Here is a 24945-nt window from a genome sequence, read left to right as displayed (position 1 = left end):
GGAAGGTTCCTGGTGTTGAGCCTGGCCCACGGCAAAAGGATTAACCGTAAAGTTCATCCCATTGCGCAACGCACTTTGCGGCGTGGACCGCGGGACAAAGATAGCGACGCCTGTCATGGTTGTGTTCGATAAAGGCCACAAGATTCTCTCGGCAATATCTAACTGCCCTTGCGATAACCTCGTCGTCTAATCGATGGAAACTCCGCCCGGCAAGTAGCCACTCCAAGTGATGTCCGGTCACATGAATAGAAGACTCTTCCGCTGTGCCAACTGTGGATGCCAAGAACCAGTCGTTTCCCCAACCGCCGTCCTCGTGCTGGTGCCGAACCAACAAACGCGAAGCGTTCCCAAGAAATGAGGTCAGCAGGTTTCGACTGCGAAATCGCAAAATGCCACACATTTCGTTTGCCCGAAGCATCGACACAGCCAGTTGCAAACGGTGCGTCCCTGAGCAAGCTCCTCGGCCACAACCTTCGGCAAAAATTTTCTGCGTAACACTGTCGAAAGAGAAGATTTCACCACGACGGTTGCACCAACTACGAAGCGGCGGAAGACAGTGAACCAGAGACAACGTGGACCATTCAATTTCTTGGACAAATTCGTACCTTGCACAGACCGATCGGATTCCGTCAGCAATTGAGTTCTCCGATGTCAAGGCGAACCGTGAGTGGCATCCAAGCATGCCAAGCAGTGCTAGGGTCTGATCAGGATGCGACTCAGTATGCTGGTTGTCGTCTTTCGAAGTGCGGAGCAGGCCGTCGGCACCGACGAAGAAAAGCGGCTTTTGTTGTAATGTATATTTCCCGTCGACAAGGTTTCGTAAAAACGTTCCAAGCGTTGGACCGAAATGGCAGATATTTGCTTTCCACAGCAATGCGTAATGCAATGCCTGCGATGCTCGAAGTGGCCGACCGGGCAAACGCAACTGCCGCAGCACTAATGCAGTGATCGCGTCGGATGGACGCAGCCCTGGCCAGTCTTCGAGCGCTAGGGGAGTCGACCTGACATCAGTATGCAAATAGTCCTGGAGATGAGGAGAACACGCCACGCACAGCGAGAGCCCCGAGATGGAAGCCACCCGGACGAAGCTACGTCGATCGCAAACTCGTTCAGACATACCGGATGACCTGCAATCCTCGTCGCCCAACTGCGATCAAAAGAAAGCTGACGCAGCCCACCAATGCAAACAACAAAAATCGGTTTAAGCGCTCCTGCCAAACCGCGCGGCGAGGCACCAAAAAAAACCGCTCGAATCACGCATGAATTCAGCTAACGGAGTTTCCCTGATTCGGCACTCGATACCGTCTCCGATCAAAGCTGAATCCTGGGAGATCCCAAGTACGACAATGAAGTGTCCGTTTCTAGCAGCACTGAGGTGAGCGATGAACGGTTTCGGCAGCCGACGAAGATATCTCCAGTCGCGAGTTTCAATCGAAACCGTCGCCAAGCCCAATTGTTCAGATCCTGATCGCAATTCTTCCAAGCTGCTCCCCTCACTATCGACGGGGATTGCCTCAAATACCTGATCCAAAGAAATCCCACTATTCAAAATCCTTCCGAGAATGTAGACGCTGATTGGTCCGCAGGCTCTCTCATCTCGCCAGAAAACTTCGTCTCCCTCATCGGCATTCCCATCAACCTTGTCGGCTTTGACGGACGCTGCATTGATGCATCCGCAGACGATCAGCAGAGCAACTACCTGCCGCAACCAGTCAGTGATTGCGTATCGCAACCCTATATTCATGGCCTATACCTCACGTGACCGTTGACGCTTCCAGATCAAGACGCCGGAGACAACAAACATGATCCCGACCATTAGGACAATCACGGGCATCCGTACACCCGGACGCACTGAATCTGCAATGGGAGCGGAGTCGAGGAATTCACGAATGGTCCGACCGTTGAGCGGTTCCGCACGAACCGTAGTCATTCGATCCGCATCCAGGAAACCGCGAATCTGATCGACGGGAACTTCAAACAATGAGGGATTGGGCACGAGGCCGATTTTTTTGACTGTGAGATCGGCCTGCACGATTGCGCGACTGGGGCTTTCACGACTCCAGTAGCGTATGCTAGCAGCTCGCGGCAGCCACACCCCATTCACGGACTCGAAATCCGAGCATTCGTAAGATGTCGAAATCCCTTCTCGCCCCGGGCGTTGCCAGTAGAACTCGCGTTCCACGATCGCTCCACCCATTTCAGGATCAAGAACGAGACGATCGACCCCGGGGTACTCGAGTAAAAACAAATGCTTATTGCCACGTTGTGTCGTGGAGCTCGCATAAGATTCATCGGCCAAACATCGCACGACATCTGCGTAGCCGGGACGTTCGTCGGCTCGCATCGTGACACCCCATCCCTCACGGTCGGAACGACGCCCTAGCAGTTCCAGATACAGCTCTTCTTCCGGAGATTGCTCCTTCGGGTATCTGCCAGCCTCCCAATTCCGGGTCACCCGAGCAATCTCCGTTTCATGTCGAATCATATAAAAGTTTTTCCCGTCCGAAAGCACACTGGTCGGCAACTCGGGACGATCGCTCAATGATTCGACGGTTGTAGAATGATAGAACTTGGCTCGATTGTTTTCCCATGCATGCACCCCCGACCACCCCGAAATCAAAGACTCTATCCTGAAACCACCGATATGGACCGTTTTGGCAGGACGAGGCTCCTCGAGTAGACGCAACTCGACGTCGTATTCGACTTGAAAACCATCGTCGATTCGCGTGTTGCGTTCCGTCAGTTCGTGTAGCAAGCGACTGCGGTCGCCCTCCTGTGGATACGCTTCGGCTACAGAAAGGAGCAGAAAGAACGGCATACAGACACTGCAACTCCACAACTTCTCATTTACCATGATAGCGATGCCCACTGTATTCCTGGCTCATACTCGCCACACCGAGACCGGAAGAGCGTTCCTTTGAAGGATCGGATCCGCCGAAACATATACGCGCTTGCTAGATTCGCGTTATCGCAACCAACTGGCGACATCTAGAACCAACCACAATCGTCAGTAAAGTCATTGGCGGTACCACAGTTGGCGCCGCAGGGCACCTGTACAATCTCCAGATCGCACCATCCGGTGGTGCAGTAGTTGAAGCCGTAGCAAACCCATCGGCCCTCATCTTTATCATAATCGCAGGCTTGCCGATAGCTAACCAAACTACTTCCACCACACCAGCCGGATCCGTTGATGGAGGCTGCTTTCTCCGGAGCCAAAAACTCTCTCTTCGGCGACGTTAACAGAAATGCCAACATGTCCCCAGAATGACCGCTACTAATGTCGAACGCATCACAAATTCTCTCAACAGGAAACGCCCACTGATCTTCCCAAAAGGTCACGAAACGAGCAGGCTCAACGCCGCGCAACCAGTCTCAGGGACTGCGACAATTGAACTTGCCGCCCCTCCCAAGTTTGTCACGAATACCGGGAACGTACTCCATATCCCTTCAATACGCAAACATCTTTGTTGTGGGAATGTTGGTTGTCGTGTTTGCTGATCCTTCCATCTGTATCAGCAAAGAATGCTCTGAAAGACCAGTTTTCGGCCAGCGATGCGTCGACGCACAAGTCGATCATCTCAATACATGACCGCTCCCGACGTTTATGTCAGGCGTTCATAATCTATCGAAAGACGTCCATGCCGAGTTATCCAAATGAAGGCTTGTCCGACGATCCACCGTTACGGCAACAGAACAAATCCTTTCACATTCACTGTGCGGAGTACGGTCTGAAGCAACACTTGGCAAGTGGATTTCCCCAGATCGAGTATTCCGCATCGACCACAAACACTGCCTGCACACACCACCTTGAGACGCCGGCATTCGTCCTTGAATCGATGAAGAACAGAGTGCGGCCTGTCGTAATCTTGAAAGCCAGCAGCATACTCGATAGCAACCAGCAACAGAGCCAGTGTATCGACCGCGATGTGACGCTTTCGATAAGTGGCTTCTTTCCTGCGTCAATTCCGCGTCGCTCGCTTCCCTTCGCTTTTCATAACCTGGCTGCTGCCCAATGCCAGGCTGGATCGATAGGAAACACCAACAGCATCCCGTTATGATCCGCGTTCATTTTTTGATTCGGATAGGTTCATCAATTCGTTGAGAGTCCGCTGCAATTCGTCGACATAACGGACCAGCCCTCGCCGCGTGGCGGGTAACAATTCTGCGTCCGGGTCTTGTGCCAACGGAGAAACCAGACGAGCCAGGGTGTCGCAGTGCCCCTTTGCATTGCCGAGTAATTCATCCGCGTGCCCGCGGAGCACGACGCCGCTGGGGCCTGGCTCCGAAACTTCCTCGCCGCGGGCAGGGTTTTCTACTTCAGATCGATCATCGGGGCGGTTGGTATTTTCATTTGCGGGGCCATCTTTGGCGCCCCTCGCACAACCATCGTTGGCCGACACGGACGAACCCTCCTCGGACCGGGCCGCCCTTTCGGCTTTTCTGGCCGTTCGTTCCAAACCGCTCGCCGAGATCTCTTCACCGAGCTTCTCCGCGGTCGCCAAATAGGCTTCGAACCATTCATCCGGGATGGAAGCGCGTTTTTGCCAGCGTTTGGAATCGTTATGAGAAATCCCTAGATCCTGCAATTTCAAACGGTCGCCGTGACCACTTGATCGGCGGTCGCCCCCACGAAGTCGCATCGCGGCAAGCATCTTGCCGGCCTTCCGCTCGGCTCGCAGCTTGCTGGCCGCGGCGCGGTTCTGGGCGTCTAGGTTTCTGAACACGGTTCTCGCCATGTCCTGAAGAAACGCGCACTTGTCTCGGATCTCCGCGACTTCCGCCAAATCGTCGCTCTCGGCCAATTGAATGGCCAGTCGGTCGATTTTAGCCAGCTGCCCCGCTTGTGGCTCTAGTTTTTGCATCACCCCTGCACCCCTGCACCCCTGCACCCCTGCACCCCTGCACCCCTGCACCCCTGCACCCCTGCACCCCTGCACCCCTGCACCCCTGCACCCCTGCACCCCTGCACCCCTGCACCCCTGCACCCCTGCACCCCTGCACCCCTGCACCCCTGCCAACGCGACAGACGGTGAATCGGTTGCCTGAATTGGAAGCCGGTGACTGTACACCAACCGGGGGAGGCGGTCAAAAAAACCTTGGTTTGCCGCTGACACGTGTCCGTCGATTCAGCGTCACACGGTTGGCGTATGATGCACTCGGTCCGGGTCGCTAGGATCGGTCACGATGCGGTCAAGGAGGTCTTGCTCAGCAAGGCGGCTGGAAAAGGACCGGGCGTTTGGAAAAAAAGACGGGCGTTTCGGTGAAGACCGACCGGAGTCGGATTTCTTTTAACTTGCTGGGCGAAGAATCCCGCGTACCTTTTTCCCAGATGTCCAGCCAGTTTCCATTCTTCGTCGTCGGTTGCCCGCGATCCGGAACCACTTTCCTGCAGGTGTTGTTGAACCGACACCCGCATGCATGGGTGCCTCCGGAGCTGAAGCTGTTTTTCTTATATCACGGTTGCCCCCGATGGGTCCGACGAAAGACGCTTCGCCGGATTGAATCGGATTGTTCGGTCGCCTTTCCCGCCGACATGCTGCGTGGCGATCGCCGAGTTGATGAGATCTATGCCTACTTGCACCGACTTTATCCAAGTCACGGAATCGATCGGAACCGCGTGTCGACGACCGATGTGGGGCACGCGCCGCAGCAGCAATGTTTGTTGGGCGACAAGACGCCTGAGTACTCGTACCGTCTGGACTGGATCGATGAAGTCTTTCCCGATAGCCGTTGGATATTCGTCGTGCGTGATCCACGGGATGTGGCGTTAAGCCTGACGGGCGTTCCGTGGCTGCGCACCAGCGTGCGAGGTGCGGCATTGCTTTGGGACCGAACACAGCGTCGCTTGTTGGACGCGGCCGAACGTTGGCCACGACGTATTTGCTGGGTGCGTTTCGAACGGTTGGTCACGCGTCCCGAACAGGAACTTGCCGATGCACTGACATTCTTGGGTTTGTCGGCGGACGAATCGATTCTTTCGACGCTTCAGCGGCCTAGCGTCCACGATGCCTCTTGCTTTCCCGAACGCGAACGGGCCTGGAAGCAGACGGCATTGAATCCGCCCGACCTTGCCCGGGTGTCCGCTTGGCGGCGAAATCGTGCCGCCATCGCCGAGCCGGTGGAGCGTGTTTGCGGACAAACCATGGATCGAATCGGATACGATCGTGTAGCGACCAACGGCGGTGGGTGTTCGGTGACCGACCTGATTGCCGCCAATGCTTCACTGGCTCGTTCGTTGATTGGTCTGCCGCCGGCTGTGTGGTGTTCCGAAATGGCTTACCGCTTGAGAGACGGCCGAGGCATCTTCAATCGTTCAGCGCTGCTCAATCGATCAGTATCGCAGGCATGTTCGTCGTAGTTTGGGATCTATTTTGGACGGTGCTTTGGGCGGTGTCGGTCGGGCTGTTGGTGTCCGGCAGTCACCGATTTGCCGCGTTGCAAGTTCCCGACAGACTGACGTCTCGGTTCGCCGCGACGTTGGTGGTGGTCTGGTCGTGCGTGGTCTTGGTGGCATCGTTTTGGGGCTTTTTGGGAATGTTTCACCCTTGGGTGTTTCAGCTTTCGTTGGCTGTGATCGGTGTCGCTTTTCGACGGTGGTTCCCGCCGACGCGCAATGGGCGGCCGACGGGCATGCGAATATTCAGCAAGTCCGGTCGTCACAGGGCCGTGCGGTTGGGATCGGCGTTGATGGTTTCATCAATGATCGCCCACGTGTTGATGTATGGCGTTTCCAGGTATCCGGTCGACTGGGATTCATTGGCCTATCACTTGCCCATCGTAGATCACTGGATCCAGACCGCCGACTTATTCAATCAACGTTGTGCGTTCTGGTATGTTCCGGGCAACAACGAATTGGTCACCTATTTTTGGGTCGCCGGTTACAGCGGGGATTTCTTTGCCGGATTGACCAATCTTTTTGTCGCTTTGTTGCTGCTGTGTGTGGTCAACGAAGCCTTGATCGACGCACGAGTCCCCGCCGTGATGCGATTGGCGGCCTGTGTTTCAGTGTCGGCCACTTCGGTGGTCAGTCGACAGTTGATCAGCCAAGAGAACGACCTGGCCGTCGCCACCTTGCTTGCTTCCGCGGCTTGTTTCGCATGGCGTTGGTTGGCCGACGATCGACAACGGTTACCGTACCTGGCGGCGATGTCCATCGGTTTGTTGTTCGGGATCAAATACTACGCGATCGGATATGCGTTGGTGGTCGTCGGCGTCGTTGCCGTCTTTGCACTGCGGACCGGCGGATGGAAATCGACCGCGACTTGGCTGACGTGTTGCGTGACTGCGATCGTTTTGTTGGCGGGGGTCTGGTACGGTCGCAACTGGCTGCTGGAAGGCACACCACTGTTTCCGAAAGGTTTCAAAGTCTTGGGGATGGCGGATCAATGGGATGCGATGAGGCCGGGAAATCGCTTCAGCACCTTGATGCGTGGTGGCGACGCGGAGATTTTCCGAAAGCTGTCTTGGGCCTGGGCTGAACAGGACGGTCCATCGACATGGCTGGCGACGATGACCGGCGTTTGCGTTTCGATCCCGATCGGACTCTATTACTGGTGGTCAAAGCCGAAGCAAAGCTATCTGGTTTTCCTGGCATGGTTAACGCTGGGATCAACGTGCGTCTATATCATGACGCCCAACGTGATTGAAACGGTTTTTGGCACGCAGAACATGCTGGCGATGCGCTACCACAGCGTCCGCTTCGGTTTCGCGCTGGCGGCGATCGCGACCGTATTATGCTTTGCCACTGTCGCATGGCATCGCGGGCGACTGGGGCAATTCCTGGGCATCGTGGTGGCCGTCTTGGTCGGCATGGACGTCATCCTTCATGCGACGGTGGCCATGGGACTGACGGCGTTGCCAACGATGTTCAGGGTCGAGATGAAGTCGATTGCCCGGGACGCGGGCGAAGCATGGTTCTTTTGGCCGTTGGCAAGCGTCGACATCGCCCTAATTTACTTCATTACTTGTGAATCGAAGGGCTGGCTGTCGCGTCACATACGCACCGCAGGGATCGCCTGTGCCGGGCTTGTTTTAGTGGGCGTTGCGTACGCTTCGCTGACCTGGCACCGTCAATATGAGTCCTTCTATTCGGCCCGAGACACTCGTTCGACTTGGCAAAGCACGATCGACGCCGCCATGGTGGACGAATCGGAACCGCGGATCATGGCATGTTTTTACCGTTATTATTCACTGCTGGGTTCGTACCGGCAGCGGGATGTGGTCCGGCCACTGTACATGCCAACGCTTGATGCAGTCCAACAGGAAATTCACCAGTGGCAGCCGGATATCATTGTGACATTTCACGACGACCGCCACTGGACCAAGACCTATGCACTGGTCCCCGAGTGGATCCAGAATCACCCCGAAGCCTTTCGCCAGCGCGACACCGCAGGACGCTTCCTTGTCGCGGTGCCGAAGCATAAGGAAAAGAGCCATGATGTATCGCCGTAGTGGTTTTACCTTGATCGAATTGTTGGTGGTGATTTCGATTGTGACCGTTCTGATATCGTTGCTGGCACCGGCGACGCAATCGGCACGCGAGGCGGCCAGACGCACACAATGCCTTAGCCAATCCCGACAATTGGGATTGGGGATTCAAATGCACATCGACCGGATGAAATACCTGCCGGGCAACGGTGGCGACGATGGCGAAAGCCGCATCAAGAATACCGACGGTGAAATGGTCCGGGTCGGAACCTTCGATCGACAGATCGATCAACGGTTTTGGTGGGGCGTTGGGATACCGTTTGCGCATCCCACCAAGCAGACCGGCAGTTGGGCCTATGCGATTTTGCCCATGGTGGAGCAAGTGGAATCACATCAAAGCATCCGTGTCGAAAACGCGGGACCGCTGTTTCGTTGTCCCAGCCGGCCGCGAGGCGAACCGCTGCCGCCGGTCAATGATGAAAACGGGGAATACGATGCCGGCGATCGCGCTTGGGCGAAAACCGATTATGCCGGGAATGCGATGATTATGCTGAATTATCCCGAAGCATTGCGCCCGGCGCACATCATTGACGGCTTGAGTCAGACCATCGCTTTCGGTGAAAAGGCGTTTGATCCTTTGGTGCAAACGGAGACCAGTTGGTATTGGGACGAGCCGATTTTTACCGGCGGAAGCCGTGGAACGGTGCGGGACGGCGTGCTGATCCAGCCCGATCAGCCCGAAATTGAATACAAACACAACTGGGGTTCGTCACATCCGGGCGGCGCCGTGTTTGCACGGTTGGACGGCGCAGCAGATCTTGTCTCACGACAAATCGATTGGTTGGTGTTGCGGGGACTGCTAAGTCCGGCCGGTCGCGAAACGGAGCAATCAAGTGAATAGGCGATCAGCAAACATCATCCTCCCGGCGATCAGTGCCTGTATTTGGTTGGGGGCAATCATCATGCCTCACCAAATCGTCAATGCCACGGAACTGACGCATCAATTTGGCCCCGGAAGTTTCGGTGATCCGGCATGGATGCGTCGATACAATCCGGCATTGGAACATTTCCAACTGGATCGCGGTGGTTGGCAAACCAACTATCGCGGCGGCGATGGTGCCCAGCCGATGAACACAGCTGGTTTCAAGAGTCGGTTCAAGGTGGACGGCAATTTTACAGCCGGTCTGAATTACACGTTATTGCAAGCGGACACGCCGCCCAGGGGCGGCGGTGTGGGAATCCTTTTCCGCATTCATTTCGGCGACGACGCGAATATCACCACGATCGGCCACGTGCGTCGGCCCGGCGGTCAAATCATCATGTTCGTCAATAGCAAACACGACGGTGAGTCAACCTATCAACAATTCCCGGCACGATTGGGTGCATCGGAGATGGAAATTCGTCATCTGGGCGACGGACAGTACGCGTTTTTCGGTGGCAGTGGCGGGGCGATGGCCAAGGAACTGTGCAGAGCCACGGGTCCGGTCGGAAAACCCGGACAAATTGATATCTGGGCGACGACCGGTCAGACGACGACACCCTTGAAGGCCACCGTGTCCGCTGTCCACGTTGACGCGGAAGAGTTACCGGTGGGGCAAGTCGCGGCAACGCCACGACGTTTCCCTTGGTATTGGATCGCGTTCTGCGCAGCGATGGTCGGCGGCTTCGGCTGGCTTTACCGAAGCCTTAAAACATCCAGCGAATGACCGCATGCTGGGAACTGTCTATCCATGGGTCGGATCGTGGCATCTGAGCTGAAGACGCTAGCCGCAGGTGAACCGGCGACGCTAGCCGTGGGTGCGACGAAGACAACGCTTGTGATCGGATACCCGACCTTATTAGCCACGATGAAGAAACCGGTTCGACGAGTGAGCGTCAATGACGCCATCGCTGTCGTCAATTCATGACCCCAAACAAGAGAAACGTCCGTAACAGAACGCGAATCTCAAACGTTTACGGTGCTGGATCAATGGTCGCCCGGTTGATCGGCAACGTACATGTCATTTTTGGTCAGACCGAACTTTTCGATCGCTTCGACGAAGCGTCCCATGTCGATCGGTTGATCATCAAAGTTGTTCGTACCGAAACTGAATTTTGCCCCCATCGACTTTGCAAGTCGAATGAACCGGTCACTGGGAAGTCCGCTGCTGGCATTGATCTCCAGCGCCACTTCGTTCTCGATCGCCGCGTCGATGATCGTTCGCATCCTTTCATCGGTCCACAATGCGTCGTACAGGTGTTCCACTGGTGGCGGCAGGTACGTCGGATTGGCCAGGATCGTCACGGGTTCGGACAAAACCTTTAGGTTGTGAAGCATGTAGCGTTCCATCCATGCATCCGGATCCTTGATGTCATAACCTTCAGGCATCCACAGTTTGACCGGTGGGCTGTCCTCGGTCGGCATGGGCATGATCATGGTATCGGCCAAGACGAAATCGAGCCGCTTGAGTAACTGCGGCGAATGACGATCCATCCAATCGCGGTCGTTGACCTGCAGTCCCACAAACACTGGCTTCGATCCGATGGAATCGAGAAAGGATTTGAGTTGCTCGTCAGTTTCGATTGGCCAGCCCGCACCAAGATTGCGTAACACACCCACATTGACGCCGGTGGCACAACGCCGATGAACGGCTTTGTCCACCGTCATGCCACCGCGCAAATGAACGTGATAGTCAATCACGGGAATATTCTGTGACGCCAATCGATCCATTTGTTCGGACGACACGCCATACCCACTAACGCGCGGGTCAGTGGTGGCTTCATCCGATGACTTGTCACTAATCATGCGGATTGCGACACGGCGAAAGGCGATCCGGCTGTCGGGATCGTGGGCCTGCAAAGCCACGGTTCCCCGTGACAGAATTCGTTTCGAACGCGACTCTGCTCGCGGGGCATCGTCTGGTTCGACGTAGTCGACCGTTGGCACATCATTCACCCAAACTCGAATACGTCGGCCCGCCACCTTGATTCTCAATTTGTTCCAGACGCCGTCGCCGGCAAACCGATCGTAGACATTTCGAACACCGTACAGGCTGCCGGTTCGCTTGAGTTCGCGGTAGTTGCCCTTCGCCACATAGGTGTCATTGATTTGGACTTCGTACCCACGCTTCGGCCATCCGGACTGTTGAAATGCGGTATGAAAAAAGACGCCGGAGTTGCACCCCACTTGCGTTCGATATTCTGCAATGAGTTCGAAGTTTTGAAAGTCGTGATTTCCGGCGTTTCCGACATAGAACAAATGGCTCCGCGGTCCATCAGCAACCAGGCAATCGTCTTCGACCCGCCAAGTCTGCGGATTTTCGGCGGCCTTCCATCCTTGTAACGAAACGCCGTCGAACAATTCCTGCCAATCGTCAGCCGACGCCGTGCCCGCGACTAACGCTACGACGCACGCGGTGAGCGCTGCAATCCCTTGCCCATGAAACGGAGGACGTCGAAATACCGAAGAAAGTTGAAGGTTCACGTGATTGTTCCGGTGGAGTCATTCTTGACGCGATCGCCCAAGGGTCGACGGCACAGGCAAAGAATAACCGCCAGCTTCGCCGCTGTTCATTTCAAAGCCCTTGTGCGTCAAGCGGTCGCACACATGTCCTTCGATGCATGGCCTGATAGCCTTAAGACTTCAGCGGCAACGCGGTCAGCGAAAGTCACGTGACTTGGTGGTCAAACCGGTGACCTTTTCGGACAGATCCGTCAGATTGCCGACGATGACATGAATCACGTTTTGGCGGTTTTCCAGTTTGCCGTCGACCATCCATGCATTACTGCCTTTGGCGACGCGAAACTCACGTTTCCATACATCGGCAAACATCACCAAGTTTATCGGTCCCGTTTCGTCTTCGATCGTGACAAAGGTGATCCCTTTGGCGGTCGCCGGTCGCTGGCGCATCAATACCAAACCGGCCACTCGGACGTGACGCCCGTCACGCAATCGGGGCAGGTCACAACTGCGAACACAACGTTGGGCATCCAGTTCACGTCGGACGAACGCGATCGGGTGTCCCTTTAAACTCAGACCCGTCGCCTCATAATCGGCATAGACTTCCTGCAGGTCGCCCATCGGTGTCACCGATTCGGGGACCGCTTCATCGTCATCAGCCGATGCGAACAGCGGTGTGGCATCGGGTCGTTGTTCTTGGGCAAGCGATTGCCAAAGTGCCGCGCGACGATCCCCACAGATGGATTGCAACGCATCGGCATCGGCCAAGCGAGTGATGACCGCTTGCCCGACGCCGGCTTGGCGGGTCAGATCGGCCATCGACCGATACCCGGTTCTTGGACGCCGCTGGATCAAACGTTCGGCATGATCGATCGCCAAGCCGCGAACCGAACGCAGGCCCAATCGCACCGTCTGCCCGGCGTCTTCCAACGTCGCGTCGATCTGGCTGTGATTCACATCGGGCGGTCGCACGGTGACACCATGATTTCGCGCATCAGCGATCAATTGCGCGGGCGCGTAAAATCCCATCGGTTGGCTGTTCAACAGGGCCGCACAAAAAGCGGCGGGGTAATGACACTTCAAGTACGCCGATGCATACACCAACAGTGCAAAACTGGCCGCGTGTGATTCGGGAAATCCGTATTCGCCGAAGCCACGGATTTGGCGAAACACTTGTTCGGCAAAATCACCGGTCAAACCATTGGCGGTCATGCCTTGCAGCAACTTGATTCGAAACTTGTCGATGATTCCCGGACGACGCCACGCCGCCATGGCCCGCCGCAACTGGTCGGCTTCGCCGGGCGTGAATCCCGCCGCAACGACGGCCAACTTCATCGCCTGTTCTTGAAAGATCGGAACCCCCAGGGTCTTTTCCAATACTTTCCGGATCGCATCGTTGGGATAGACCACCGCATCGGGATTTTCACGAGCCTGCAAGAACGGGTGCACCATATTGCCTTGGATCGGCCCCGGACGCACGATCGCCACTTCGATGACCAAGTCGTAATAACACTTGGGTTTCAGCCGCGGCAGCATGCTCATTTGTGCCCGACTTTCGATTTGAAAAACACCGACCGTATCGGCGCGACAAATCATGTCATACGTCGCCGGATCGTCCGGTGGCAGATTGGCCAGATTCCAATCACGACCGTGATGCTGATGAACCAATTCAAACGCCCGCCGAATGGCCGAAAGCATTCCCAGTGAAAGCACATCCACTTTCAAAATGCCCAGTTCATCCAAGTCGTCTTTGTCCCACTGGATGACCGTCCGGCCCGGCATCGCCGCGTTTTCGATCACACACAATTCGCACAGGTTTCCCGCCGTCATCACCATCCCGCCGACGTGTTGCGACAGATGCCGGGGGAATCCGATCAGCGTCATCACCAGATGAATCCAACGCCGCCCGAGTTCCGAATCGGGGTCAATCCCCGACTGGCGACACCGATCGGGTAAATCAGGATTCCGGTCATAACTGCCGGCCAACTTGGCCAACGTGTCGATGGCGTCGGCCGATGCCCCCAAGGCTTTACCGACTTCGCGAATCGCACTTTTGCCGCGATACGTTGTCACCGTGGCGGTCATCCCCGCGCGATCGCGACCATATTTTTCGTACAAGTACTGCAGCACTTCCTCGCGACGTTGATGTTCAAAATCGACGTCGATGTCGGGGGCTTCGTTCCGTTCACGTGAAATGAACCGTTCGAACAGCAGTTCCCCTTGGCCGGGATCAACCGCCGTAATGCCCAGGCAATAGCACACCGAACTGTTGGCCGCCGAACCGCGACCCTGACACAGAATGCCCCGACTGCGGGCGAAACGCACCATGTCCCAAACGGTCAAAAAATAGGCTTCGTATTTCAGTTCTTCGATCAATTGGATTTCGTGCTTCAGCGACGCCAGCACATTGTCGGGCACGCCACCGGGCCATCGTTGCTTGGCGCCTTCCCAAGTCAACCGCTTCAGGTGCTCGATCATCGTCATCCCGGACGGTGCGATTTCCTCGGGATACTCGTAACGCAATTCGCTCAAGCGAAACTGGCAACGCTGTGCGATTTCCAACGTTCGACTGACCGCCCGCGGTTGTTCACGGTAAAGGTGTCGGATTCGGGCCAGCGACTTTAAATGTCGTTGGCTGTTGGCGTATCGATCCGCATGGATTTCGGCGATGGTCTTCCCCAGCCGAATGGCCGTGACACAGTCATGCATCAACATGCGATCGGGCGTGTGATAGGCCACACCACCCGATGCCACCAAGGGAACGTCATAGCGCAATGCCAAATCGGCCAACGTTTGTAACCGCAAGTCATCGTCGACGCCCTGGTGCAGTTCGGCCATCAAGTAGCCGCGGTCACCAAACACGTCGCGAAAGTGGGTCCGGATGAATCGTCCCAGACGGGCCATCGCTTGTGGCGTCATCCCCGATCGGTTACCAGCGCTTTCACCGGAGCCGGCTTCGTCGTCCCACACGGATGACGGATCATCGGGCAACACGCCGGCCAACAAACCATCGTTCAGTTCGACGATGTCCGACCAATGAAGCGTACATTGGCCTTTTTCGCATCGCATTCGTCCGCGTGACAACAGACGGCACAATCGACCATAGGCCGCCCGGTCGGTCGGCCAAACCACCATGGACGGGGCATCGACCGGATGCAATTCCGCGCCGACGATGTACTGAATCCCCAATTCGCTTGCCGGTGCAAAGCCGCGGACGACACCGGCAATCGAATGACGATCGGTGATCGCGATCCCCGCGTACCCCAGTTCCGCAGCCTGTTGGACCAATTCGTCGGGATGGGATGCAGCCCGCAGGAAAGAAAAATTGCTGCGACAGTGCAGTTCGACGTACGACATGGAAACGACGAAATCGGGTCCGTGGGCCGAGTTGATGCGACGCGAAAAACCGCCAACCCCACCGGCAAACCACTTAACAAACGAACAGGTACACCAGCGTGGCAAGTATAGCCAGGTTGACGACCGTGGCGACCGCAAACTTGACCCGATAGCTGCCTTTGATGGTCTTGTGCCGAAACCATCGCGATGCCAGCATCCCCCCGGGCCATCCCCCCAACGCGGCGATGGTCACCAAGGTGGACTCGGGGATTCGTCGTCGGTTGCGAATCGCTGACCACTTGTCCCAGCCATAGGCGGCGATTTCGGCCGAAGAAAAAACAAGCACCCAACCCACCACGACCATCCAGCCGATTTGCCAATCCAACACTGATTCGCTCCGAAGCCCCCATAACCATCCCTCATGTCATCACGCCGCCGCCCGAAACGATCCAAAGACTCATCCAAGCGGGCGCTTCCCGACAGGTTCGCCGAAGGACTGGTCGATCCACAACCGGCCACCGACACCGATTTTCAAGATCCACAACGCTATTTCGATCTCCTGCGACGCTGGTTGGATTTGGAATCCGAAGCGGAACGCCAACGCATGGCGCGACGCCGCCAGATGCAACGCCGCGCCGACGTCGAACGAACCGGCGAAACGCTGTTGGCGATGGACATGTCGGATCACCAAATCGGATTGGCGGGCCGATACCTGTTGGAGTTTGTCAAAGCGACCTCCGCACCGCTGCCCATGAACCGGTTGAAGGTCGGATCGCCGGTGGTTATCAGCGACGACGCCGACGAATCCGATGAAGGCGTCGCCGGCGTTGTCAGTCGCCGCAAGTCCCACACGATCCAAGTGGCCACCGAACGCTGGCCCGAAGGCGATCGTTTTCGCATCGACCTTTCGCCGGATGAAACCACACGCCGTCGTCAGTTGGCCGCGATGGCCAAGAGCCAAACCGCCGAGGGCCGCGCCGCGAAACTGCGTGACGTCATCCTGGGAAACCGACCGCTGCGGTTCGGCCAAGAACCCCAAGTGGAATTTCTGACCGACTTGAACCCGCCGCAACGCGAAGCGGTGCGATTCGCGTTGTCCGCCCAAGACGTGGCCGTCATTCACGGTCCGCCGGGGACCGGCAAAACCACAACCGTTGCCGAAATCATCTATCAAACCGTCCGGCTTGGCGGCCGAGTGCTGGCGTGTGCCCCCAGCAATACCGCCGTCGACAACCTGATGGAAAAATTGGTCGACATGCACGACGCCGTCATCCGCGTGGGGCATCCGGCGAGGGTATTTGAATCGCTGCGGGGGCACACGCTGGATGAACGAGTGGAATCGGATCCGTCGGCCGCCGTCATCGAAGACATGCGCCGAGAAGTCGACCAATTGGTCAACGCCGCATCGAAACGTCCCAGCGGACGTGAAGGTTACAAACGACGCGGGCAACTGTTCGCCGAGGCTGGCCAGCTGCGCGGACAAATCCGTGCACTGGAGCGTTCGATCGTCCGTGGCGTCTTGGACGGCGCGGATGTGATCTGCACCACCACGACCATCGATGATGACCTGTTGGGCAAACGCGATTTTGACTTGGTGGTGATCGACGAAGCCTGTCAGTGCACCGAAACCGGGATCTGGCAAGCCGTGGATCGTGCCGAGCGGTTGGTGATCGCCGGTGATCACTTCCAGCTTCCTCCCACCGTGCTTAGCGACCAAGCCGCCGACGACGGGATGCGGCGATCGACGATGCAGCGTTTGGTCGAACGCGACGGCGAAGCGATCCTTCGACGCTTGAAAGTCCAGTACCGGATGCACCAACAGATCATGCGGTTTTCGTCCGATACGTTCTATGACGGTGATCTTGTGGCCGACGCCTCGGTCAAAGATCGTCTGCTGGCTGACCTGCCGCACGTAGAAAACAACCGCTGGACGGATTCCCCCCTGATGTTGATCGACACCGCCGGCGCGGGGATGGACGAACAATTGGAACCCGACGGTTTAAGCAAACTGAATCCGGGCGAAGCCAACGTGATCGTGTTCCTGGTCCGCCAGTTGATTGAAAGCGGCGTGCGGCCATCGGAAATCGCCATCATTGCCCCCTACGCCGCCCAAGTTCGGTGTCTGCGATCCCGACTGGATGACCATCGCATCGAAGTCGACACCGTCGACGGATTTCAGGGACGCGAAAAAGACGTCGTTCTGTTGACGATGGTCCGCAGCAACGAAACCGGGGAAATCGGTTTTCTGAAAGACACGCGTCGGACCAATGTCGCGATGACCCGCGCTAAACGCCGTCTGGTGGTCGTCGGTGACAGCGGCACGCTTGGCAATGATGCGTTCTATGCCGACATGCTGCAGTACTTCGACGACCAATCGGCCTATCACAGCGTCTGGGAATTCGCGAGCGAAATGGGGCTTTGAAAGACGTCCGCGCCGGGGCCAGCGAATTTACCCCGGCACGGCCCGAGACGGGAAAAAGACAATTCGGCGGTTTTTCTTGTCACGTTTTCCCGTGGCTTCCGCTGGGCACTAAGGGCACATCGAATTCCGCGTTTTGATCCCACGTGAGTCGAACGCATCCGATGTCCGCCTCCAAAAGAACCCCAGATGTCTTGATCCAGATTCGCCGACGGGAGCCGCGCCAGATGATGTCCGAACACACCCAACCGACCGATCCGACCATCGCTTTTGTCGTCATTGCCTTGGCAACCATCGCGGGAATCCTGACCAGTTCGATCCTGTAATCACCGCGACGGTGTCGACGGAATTACGCTCACTGCGATTCGTTCCCCGTGATCCAAACACGGGAACTAGTTCGCCGTGACCCACTGCCACGTGGTCAGTTCATCAATGCCGACCAACGCGCCTTCGCGTCCAAAGCCACTGTCCTTATTGCCGCCAAAAGGCACGTGTGCTTCTTCCTGGACGGTCGGCCCATTGATGTGAACCATCGCACAACCACATTGGTTGGCAAACATCCTGGCATCGCCAAGTGAATCAGTGTGGATGGCGGCACAAAGGGCGAACCGGCGATCATTGATGCGATCGATGGCGTCCTGCAAATCGGTGAAGGGCTGGACACAAATGACCGGCCCAAAGATCTCCTGCTTCATGACGTCCATCGAATCATCGACCTCGGCCAGCACGGTTGGCTGGAACGTACGTCCGGAATGCCCGCCACCACACAGCACTCTGGCGCCGCGATCGACCGCGTCGTCGACCAACCGCTGAACTCTTTCGCACTGCCGATCGCTGATCATCGGTCCGATCACCGTCGCGGGATCACGCAAGTCGCCACCGGGCAAACGCGTCGCCAAGTTGACCAGTCGTTCGCACAAATCGCCATGAACACTTTCGTGGACCAGCGCCCAACTGGTGGACATACAAATCTGGCCTTGGAACAGAAACCCGCCCATCGCAATCATCGGTGCCGCCGACTGCAAATCAACATCACCACAAACGACCGCCGGATTTTTGCCCCCCATTTCCAACGTGACTCGTTTGCCATCGACCGCGGCCCGCGTCGCGACACGGCGACCGATCGTCGTGCTGCCGGTGAAGCCAATCATCCGAACGTCAGGGTGGATGGTGAGTGCATCGCCGACCACATCGCCGTCACCAAAGACGACATTGAACAGCCCACGCGGAACCCCGGCACCCTGATAAATTTTGGCCAACATTGCGGCCATGTGGGGTGCCTGTGGTGACGGCAACATGACCACGGCATTCCCGGTCGCCAGTGGCAACGCGCTGTGCTTGACGGCTTTGATCAGCGGTACGTTGAACGGCGTGATGCCAGCGACCACCCCCAGCGGACGTCGCACGGCAAAGCTCCATCGGCCCGGAACGTCGCTGGGCAATGTCTGTCCCAAGATCCGGCGACAGGCACCGGCGGCCGCGCGCAGCACACCGATCGACGTCGCCACTTCACGCTGTGCTTTACTGATCGGCGAACCGGTATCGACGATCAGCGCGTCGACCACTTCATCGGCTGAGTTTTGCAAACCGTCCGCCGCGGCCAACAACCAGGCCTCGCGGTCACTGGGCTTGGCGTCACGGTTCTGTTCAAAGGCGTCGCGTGCCGATGCGACCGCCGAATCGACATCAGCGACCGACGCCACCGCGAAGCGCCCGGCACACCGCTGATCGATGGGACTGTGGTTTTCCCGCCAAACGCCATCGATGGGATCACGCCAAACACCGTCGATCCAATGTCCGAAGGAATCCGTGCTCTGGTCGTTCATTCTTCCGACTTACGTTCCAGACCCAATTTCGCCCCGGAATCCGGCGCGTTCGACTTGGACCGCAAAAGATACACGCCCACGCCAATCGCAAGTGTGACAAAAGCGGCAATGGTGCCGCCCATGTTCACCCGGGCAGAAACCACCATGGTCATCACGCTGAACAGAACAAAAATCGCCGATGCAATCTTTGGCAACCATTGTGAACCCCATAAATCCAAATCACGCTGCTTCCAAACCATTGCAACCGTCAACGCGGAGCAAAACATCAGCGTGAAAGACAGGTATCCCAGCAGGAATTGAAGGTCCGTCCAAAACACGACGATGATGGATGCCACCGCTTGAATCCAAATCGCCCCCAACGGTACGCGATGCTGAAAGCTGAAGAATCTTGGCAAAAAGCCGTCGTCGGCCATCTTGGCGTACACCCGCGGTCCGGTCATCACCAATGCGGAGATCGACGTGGCCAAGGAAACCACGATCACCCAACGAACCAACGTTTCCAAAGTCGTCCCACCAATCGCGCGCGCCGCGATCGTAGCAACGTCCGGCTGGCCGGCGATGGATTCGCGTGATGGAATCAACACGAATGCTGCGTTCAAGGCGATGTACAAGACCGCAACGACCACGGTCCCAACGACCATCGCCATGGGAACGTTCCGCTGGGGGTCTTTCACTTCACCGGCGATATAGATGGCCGCATTGAAACCCGCATAGCTGAACGAGATGTACAACAGGGACGTCGCGGTTTCGCCCCAAGAAAATGGCGGCGTGTCGGCTGCCTGCAACCCCAGCCAGTTCGATGGTCCCACGGTGGCAGCAAAACAAACCAGGCCCAACAAGACCGCCAGCTTCAATGCCACCACAACATCTTGCACCCGAGCAGACGGGTGCACGCTGATCGAGTGCAAAACGGCGGCCGCCACAATGGCCAAAGCCGCGAAGCTGCCGGCGGGAAGGGCCGACGTTTCCGCATCGACCAGATAGACGTCCAAAGCCAATGCGGCCAAGGCGATTGGACCGGTAAAACCTGCCAGCACCGAAACCCATCCGGCGACGACGCCGGCGACCGGGTGCAGCGTCTTGGACAGAAAAAGATACTCACCGCCGGATTCGGTGAACCGACGCGACAGCGCGGCATAACCAATCGCGCCACACACGGCCGCGAAACCGCCGATGATCCACAACACCACCACGGTCCACGCCGAATCGGCGGTCGCGATGGAAAACCCGCTGGTCGTGTAAACGCCAGCACCGATCATGCTGGCCGCGACGATCGCCACGGCCGACGTCAAATCCAAACATCGACGCCCCTGTGACGTCGGCGGTTTCTGTGTCACTCGTTTGCCGACGGCGTTTTGCCGGAAACCGGTTTACGAACCATCGCCGACAACACGGCCAGACCACCCACAAATAGAGCGGCAACGACGATCGACAGAAAATGTTCGGGGGATGTGGCCTGATGCACCGGCCCTTCGTCCACCAGACCGTGGCCCGGGTGCGCGCTGGCCAGACCGCCGGCACAACAACCGCCCAACACCATCAACATCCGACCGATTGCAGCAAAGCGACTTTTCATAGCAGCACGCCCGTGATTCACATAAAAACAGTTGGGTCGAACGTAACCGGTGGCAAACCGATGGACGATCGACTTTCGAATCGGGAAACGCACAAGGATCCCGGCAAACGAACAGTTTAGCCGAAGCGGGGCAGCCCCGGTCAACGGATCATCGGCGATTCGGCGGCCATGCTGTCGCGGTGATTCGATGGATGTCCGTCGTCACCTTTTCGTCAGTGGATCGCTTCAATATCCGCGGCGGGTGTGCCCGCCGGATCGGCCGCGTCAAGTTGTCGCTGGCGTTCGGTGAAACGCCGTTTCTGGTCTTCGGTCAGCTTGTCGACACAGTGGGGACAATGCACACCACGGACGTATCGCGGGTCCTGCTGGTCATCGGCCGAAACCGGCCAGCCACATCCGAAACACATCACATGTTCGCCCACGGCCAAACCGTGCCCCACGGAAACCCGCTGATCAAACACGAAACAATCACCGTTCCATCGTGATTCGTCCTCGGGCACCGATTCCAAGTACTTCAGGATGCCGCCCCGCAGGTGATACACGTTTTCAAAGCCACACTGTTTCAGATACGCCGTTGATTTTTCGCATCGGATTCCTCCGGTACAAAACATCGCGACTTTCTTGTGGACGGTCGGGTCCAGATTCTTTTCGACGTATTCCGGCAACTGACGAAACGATGTCGTTTGCGGGTTGATTGCGCCGGCAAACGTGCCGATTTCGACCTCATAATCGTTGCGGGTGTCGATCAGCACGACGTCGGGGTCACTGATCAAATCATTCCATTGTTGTGGTTCGACATAGGTCCCGACCGACTGGGCAGGATCGATTTCGTCAACACCCATCGTGACGATCTCCTTTTTCAGACGAACCCGCGTGCGTTTGAACGGCGGCGAATCGCAATAGGAGAACTTCACATCCAAATCGGCCAGACGATCGTCTGCACGCAAGTATTCCAGCAACCCATCGATGCCTTGCCGATCACCGGCGACGGTCCCATTGATGCCTTCGGCGGCCAACAACAAGGTCCCCTTCACACCGCAGCGAAGCATTTGATCCTTGATCGGCGTCTGCAGTGATTCGAAATCCGCCAGGCGAACGAAGCGGTACATCGCGGCAACAACGATCGGATCGGCGGAGCAGGGCGAAGCCGACGGGCGGGGCGAAGCGGACGACTCGGTCGATTGGGGTGCGGTCATGACAACGGGGGATCAAGCTTTGCTTGCGGGAAGATCGCGGCCTTCGGTCACCGAGGTCGCGATCACGTCCAACCCTCATTCTATCGTCGCGGCCTATCCGTCCAACTGCTGCAAAACATGAGCGAACGGCAAATGTTGACACACGCCATAGCCCGCGTGGCGGGTCAACCGAGACCGGATCAACGCGGGTGATGACAAACCGCACAAAAAGCGTGCCTTGTCCCGCGTGTGGGTGAACTGATCGGGATACTGTTTGGTGACATCGCCCAGCAAACGGGCAACCGATGATCCCAGGGGACGCGGTTTGGTGGCGGGGACGGGGCCGGCCGCATCACCGGTGCAGTGACTGCACTGACCACAGCCGTCTTCCAGTGACTGGCCGAAATGCTTAGCCAACCTTGCCGCCATACAGTTGTCGGCCGCGGCCAAGTGATACACCTCGTCGATACGACGCACTTCGCCTTCTTCACGGCGGGCCAAACGATCAAACAAATCATCGGCCACCGTCTTTCGATCATCGAATCGTTTGATCCAACGATAACCGTGCACCAGTTCCGTCGCCTGTAATTCCATCCATCCCTGTTCGGCCATGTGGTCCAGCGCTTTGACGATCCGCTGGCGATCGCCGCCCAGACGCTGGGTCGCCAACACCATGTTCAGCGTGAACCAAGTGCGTCCTTTGGTCAGCGACGACAAAATCCCGGCCACGAATTGTCGTCGTTCACCATCGAAATGTTTCAAGATTGCCTGCGATGTGACCAGCGGCTTGATCTTGTAGGAATCAAACCGCGGTGACGTCGCCTGCAAATGGCCCTCCAGTTCCAAGTACGTCAGCAACGTTCGAATCACCAACACACGAATGTCTGATTCGCTGGACAACCGGTAATGCGATACGTGAAACGTGTCCGCTTGGCCGGCGACCAGATCGATGAACCGGCCCACGGCATGCCGTGACGGGGTGTCACCATAGACAAAGTTTTCCAGCACCACGCGATCTTCGGGGACCAACAGCATTTCGCAAGTCGCCGGTTTGCCGTCGCGCCCGGCACGACCGATTTCCTGGGCGTACGACTCCATCGACTTCGGCGGGTTGTAGTGATACACGTACCGCAGGTTGGATTTGTCGATGCCCATCCCAAAGGCGATCGTTGCGACCACGATGGCATCATCCTCTTGGACAAACGTCTGCTGGATCGATTGGCGTTCATCCTTATCCAGTCCCGCGTGGTAGGCCGTCGCGGGGATGCCGTCGTCGGTCAAACGTTCGGCGACTTCCTCCGCTGTTTTCTGCAGCGTCACATAGACCAGCGTGCTGCCGCGGGGACGGCTGCGAATTCGTTCGGCCAGTGCGTTGTATTGCTGTTCGGCCGAATGCAGCGAACTGCGGAGCCGCAAGTTGGGCCGATGAAATGGGGTTTGAATGCAATCATCCGGCGCGATGTCGAACGCGTCGCGAATGTCGGCCAAGACTTCCGGCGTCGCGGTGGCGGTCAACGCCAACACACGCTCGGCTGCCAAGCGTCGGGTCAACCCGGCCAGTTTCAAATAGTCAGGCCGAAAATTGTGGCCCCATTGGCTGATGCAATGCGCCTCGTCGATCGCGAACAACGAAATCGGTAACCCGTCGATCGACGCCAAGAACCGTTCATTGAAAAAGCGTTCGGGCGAAACGAACAAAATTTTGATCGATCCGTCACGGACACCCTGGCTGGCGGCGCGGAATTCTGCCGGCGTCAAACCCGAATCGCTGCGTGCCGCCGCGACACCACGCGCGGCCAGCGAATCGCATTGGTCTTTCATCAACGCGATCAATGGCGACACCACCACGGTGACGCCGGGCAACATTTGGCTGGGCAATTGATAGCACAGACTTTTTCCGCCGCCCGTCGGAAAGACAGCGGCCACATTTTTGCCTGCCAACAAACGATCGATGACCGCGTATTGGCCGTCGCGAAAGTGCGGCAAACCAAAGGTGTCACGCAAGACTTCGCGAGGATCGCCACCGATCGGTCGTGGTGACGCCGGAGGATCGACGGATCCGGACGCACTTTTCGTCGAACGTTTGGTTGAACGTGCAGAAGACGCCATCAATCACCTCACGACTTCCCTGGTTGGTGTTTGCACATCGGTCTTGCCCATCGGTCGGCCGGCGGGAGCCACAGAATCGACACCGCACCACGGGCCCGACAACTGTACACCTGGCCACACCCGCGTCAAGTGAACAAGACGAAAAGTCGACGGCGGTCGGGGCGCAGAATCAGTCCATGCGGACGCCGATGGACAGCAAAATGTTGGCGTACCGCTGTTGGTCGCCACTTTGGATCGTCAGCACGTGATCGGGAGTTTCGACGGCTTTGTAGAAATCCCACTTTTCGATCGGCTCGATCTGTAAATCCAATCCGGCGTCCCGGATCGACTTTCGATAGTCTTCCCAGACCGGCGGATCGCCGTCCAACGCATAGGGGCCTTCGGTTTCGGTCTGCATCGTCTGGATCCGCTCCACCGGGACGGCCGACAAGACCGCCTGTAGGATCTGATCGCAGGTGACCAACCCCGGCATCAGATTCAAACTGACCAATTCGGCGTTGGGGCCACGTTTGTTCAGGGCAGGGTAGTTGCCGTCGGCGATCAAGATGGTGCTGTGGTGCCCGGCGGCGGCCAGGACGGCGTTGATCTGGGGATGGATCAGGCGGGATCGCAACATGGGAAGCCATCAAGGGTGCTGG

General features: G+C 57.3%; 17 protein-coding genes and 1 pseudogene. 5 read left to right on the top strand and 13 right to left on the bottom strand.

Annotated features, from left to right (window positions below; translation table 11 throughout):
- Positions 1–1201: 1201 nt before the first annotated feature.
- The 4 genes and pseudogenes from Mal65_RS02615 to Mal65_RS02605 all read right to left on the bottom strand — a co-directional run bounded on the left by Mal65_RS02615 (position 1202) and on the right by Mal65_RS02605 (position 4862).
- Positions 1202–1732 carry a cysteine peptidase family C39 domain-containing protein gene (locus Mal65_RS02615; RefSeq protein WP_165701018.1) on the bottom strand — a complete coding sequence of 177 codons (531 nt, stop codon included), beginning with the start codon at positions 1730–1732 and terminating at the stop codon, positions 1202–1204.
- Between the two features lie 15 nt (positions 1733–1747).
- Positions 1748–2818: a hypothetical protein gene (locus Mal65_RS02610; RefSeq protein WP_145293398.1), complete on the bottom strand. Its 1071-nt coding sequence runs from the start codon at positions 2816–2818 to the stop codon at positions 1748–1750.
- A gap of 787 nt (positions 2819–3605) precedes the next feature.
- Positions 3606–3740 (bottom strand): annotated as a pseudogene (locus Mal65_RS27415) (IS5/IS1182 family transposase); the annotation flags it as partial.
- Between the two features lie 312 nt (positions 3741–4052).
- The gene (locus tag Mal65_RS02605) at positions 4053–4862 is read right to left on the bottom strand and encodes a hypothetical protein (protein WP_145293396.1); all 810 of its coding nucleotides are present in this window, start codon (positions 4860–4862) and stop codon (positions 4053–4055) included.
- A gap of 467 nt (positions 4863–5329) precedes the next feature.
- Between Mal65_RS02605 and Mal65_RS02595 the strand changes: the two genes are divergently transcribed.
- The 4 genes from Mal65_RS02595 (at position 5330) to Mal65_RS02580 (ending at position 10133) form a co-directional block, all read left to right on the top strand.
- A complete protein-coding gene (locus Mal65_RS02595) occupies positions 5330–6358 on the top strand; it encodes a sulfotransferase family protein (protein ID WP_145293392.1) in 1029 nt (342 codons plus the stop codon).
- Between the two features lie 329 nt (positions 6359–6687).
- Complete coding sequence (locus Mal65_RS02590) at positions 6688–8451, top strand: hypothetical protein (RefSeq protein ID WP_165701017.1); 1764 nt, start codon at positions 6688–6690, stop codon at positions 8449–8451.
- On the top strand, positions 8435–9328 hold the full coding sequence (locus Mal65_RS02585; RefSeq protein WP_145293388.1) for a DUF1559 family PulG-like putative transporter: 894 nt from the start codon (positions 8435–8437) through the stop codon (positions 9326–9328). Before Mal65_RS02590 ends, Mal65_RS02585 begins: the two co-directional genes overlap by 17 nt.
- Before the next feature lie 61 nt (positions 9329–9389).
- Entirely contained in the window at positions 9390–10133 is a 744-nt protein-coding gene (locus Mal65_RS02580) for a hypothetical protein (RefSeq protein ID WP_145293386.1), read from the top strand.
- Positions 10134–10393: 260 nt separating this feature from the next.
- Here the strand turns inward: Mal65_RS02580 and Mal65_RS02575 are convergent, their stop codons facing one another.
- The 3 genes from Mal65_RS02575 to Mal65_RS02565 all read right to left on the bottom strand — a co-directional run bounded on the left by Mal65_RS02575 (position 10394) and on the right by Mal65_RS02565 (position 15590).
- Positions 10394–11890, bottom strand: a complete 1497-nt coding sequence (locus Mal65_RS02575; RefSeq protein ID WP_145293384.1) for a DUF1080 domain-containing protein — start codon at positions 11888–11890, stop codon at positions 10394–10396.
- Between the two features lie 174 nt (positions 11891–12064).
- Positions 12065–15223 carry an error-prone DNA polymerase gene (locus Mal65_RS02570; protein ID WP_145293382.1) on the bottom strand — a complete coding sequence of 1053 codons (3159 nt, stop codon included), beginning with the start codon at positions 15221–15223 and terminating at the stop codon, positions 12065–12067.
- Between the two features lie 73 nt (positions 15224–15296).
- On the bottom strand, positions 15297–15590 hold the full coding sequence (locus tag Mal65_RS02565) for a DUF1294 domain-containing protein (protein WP_165701016.1): 294 nt from the start codon (positions 15588–15590) through the stop codon (positions 15297–15299).
- Positions 15591–15623: 33 nt separating this feature from the next.
- On the opposite strand from Mal65_RS02565, the gene Mal65_RS02560 reads away from it, so the two are divergent.
- Positions 15624–17624, top strand: coding sequence for an AAA domain-containing protein (locus Mal65_RS02560; protein ID WP_145293378.1), 2001 nt, complete (start codon positions 15624–15626; stop codon positions 17622–17624).
- Positions 17625–18013: 389 nt separating this feature from the next.
- Here the strand turns inward: Mal65_RS02560 and Mal65_RS02555 are convergent, their stop codons facing one another.
- The 6 genes from Mal65_RS02555 to Mal65_RS02530 all read right to left on the bottom strand — a co-directional run bounded on the left by Mal65_RS02555 (position 18014) and on the right by Mal65_RS02530 (position 24923).
- Complete coding sequence (locus Mal65_RS02555) at positions 18014–19447, bottom strand: aldehyde dehydrogenase family protein (protein ID WP_145293376.1); 1434 nt, start codon at positions 19445–19447, stop codon at positions 18014–18016.
- A complete protein-coding gene (locus tag Mal65_RS02550) occupies positions 19444–20784 on the bottom strand; it encodes an APC family permease (protein WP_145293374.1) in 1341 nt (446 codons plus the stop codon). Before Mal65_RS02550 ends, Mal65_RS02555 begins: the two co-directional genes overlap by 4 nt.
- Positions 20781–21023 (bottom strand): hypothetical protein, encoded by a 243-nt coding sequence (locus Mal65_RS02545; protein WP_145293372.1) that lies wholly within the window; start codon positions 21021–21023, stop codon positions 20781–20783. The genes Mal65_RS02550 and Mal65_RS02545 overlap by 4 nt, the downstream gene beginning before the upstream one ends.
- Before the next feature lie 212 nt (positions 21024–21235).
- A complete protein-coding gene (trhO, locus tag Mal65_RS02540; RefSeq protein WP_145293370.1) occupies positions 21236–22219 on the bottom strand; it encodes an oxygen-dependent tRNA uridine(34) hydroxylase TrhO in 984 nt (327 codons plus the stop codon).
- A 93-nt stretch (positions 22220–22312) separates the two neighbouring features.
- Positions 22313–24307, bottom strand: a complete 1995-nt coding sequence (locus tag Mal65_RS02535) for a RecQ family ATP-dependent DNA helicase (RefSeq protein ID WP_145293368.1) — start codon at positions 24305–24307, stop codon at positions 22313–22315.
- Between the two features lie 169 nt (positions 24308–24476).
- A complete protein-coding gene (locus Mal65_RS02530) occupies positions 24477–24923 on the bottom strand; it encodes an RbsD/FucU family protein (protein WP_145293366.1) in 447 nt (148 codons plus the stop codon).
- Between the last annotated feature and the right edge of the window lie 22 nt (positions 24924–24945).

The organism is Crateriforma conspicua, assembly GCF_007752935.1.
Lineage (GTDB): Bacteria > Planctomycetota > Planctomycetia > Pirellulales > Pirellulaceae > Crateriforma > Crateriforma conspicua.
Note: the sequence above shows the minus strand (reverse complement) of the source record. Positions and strands in the feature narration are given on the sequence as shown.

What these genes read in the sequence shown, in the direction of transcription:
- Mal65_RS02610 (WP_145293398.1), bottom strand. Translation starts at nt 2,818, where the DNA reads ATGCCGTTCTTTCTGCTCCTTTCTGTAGCCGAAGCGTATCCACAGGAG.
- Mal65_RS02605 (WP_145293396.1), bottom strand. Translation starts at nt 4,862, where the DNA reads ATGCAAAAACTAGAGCCACAAGCGGGGCAGCTGGCTAAAATCGACCGA.
- Mal65_RS02595 (WP_145293392.1), top strand. Translation starts at nt 5,330, where the DNA reads ATGTCCAGCCAGTTTCCATTCTTCGTCGTCGGTTGCCCGCGATCCGGA.
- Mal65_RS02590 (WP_165701017.1), top strand. Translation starts at nt 6,688, where the DNA reads ATGGTTTCATCAATGATCGCCCACGTGTTGATGTATGGCGTTTCCAGG.
- Mal65_RS02585 (WP_145293388.1), top strand. Translation starts at nt 8,435, where the DNA reads ATGATGTATCGCCGTAGTGGTTTTACCTTGATCGAATTGTTGGTGGTG.
- Mal65_RS02580 (WP_145293386.1), top strand. Translation starts at nt 9,390, where the DNA reads ATGCCTCACCAAATCGTCAATGCCACGGAACTGACGCATCAATTTGGC.
- Mal65_RS02570 (WP_145293382.1), bottom strand. Translation starts at nt 15,223, where the DNA reads ATGTCGTACGTCGAACTGCACTGTCGCAGCAATTTTTCTTTCCTGCGG.
- Mal65_RS02560 (WP_145293378.1), top strand. Translation starts at nt 15,624, where the DNA reads ATGTCATCACGCCGCCGCCCGAAACGATCCAAAGACTCATCCAAGCGG.
- Mal65_RS02555 (WP_145293376.1), bottom strand. Translation starts at nt 19,447, where the DNA reads ATGAACGACCAGAGCACGGATTCCTTCGGACATTGGATCGACGGTGTT.
- Mal65_RS02545 (WP_145293372.1), bottom strand. Translation starts at nt 21,023, where the DNA reads ATGAAAAGTCGCTTTGCTGCAATCGGTCGGATGTTGATGGTGTTGGGC.
- trhO (WP_145293370.1), bottom strand. Translation starts at nt 22,219, where the DNA reads ATGACCGCACCCCAATCGACCGAGTCGTCCGCTTCGCCCCGCCCGTCG.
- Mal65_RS02535 (WP_145293368.1), bottom strand. Translation starts at nt 24,307, where the DNA reads ATGGCGTCTTCTGCACGTTCAACCAAACGTTCGACGAAAAGTGCGTCC.
- Mal65_RS02530 (WP_145293366.1), bottom strand. Translation starts at nt 24,923, where the DNA reads ATGTTGCGATCCCGCCTGATCCATCCCCAGATCAACGCCGTCCTGGCC.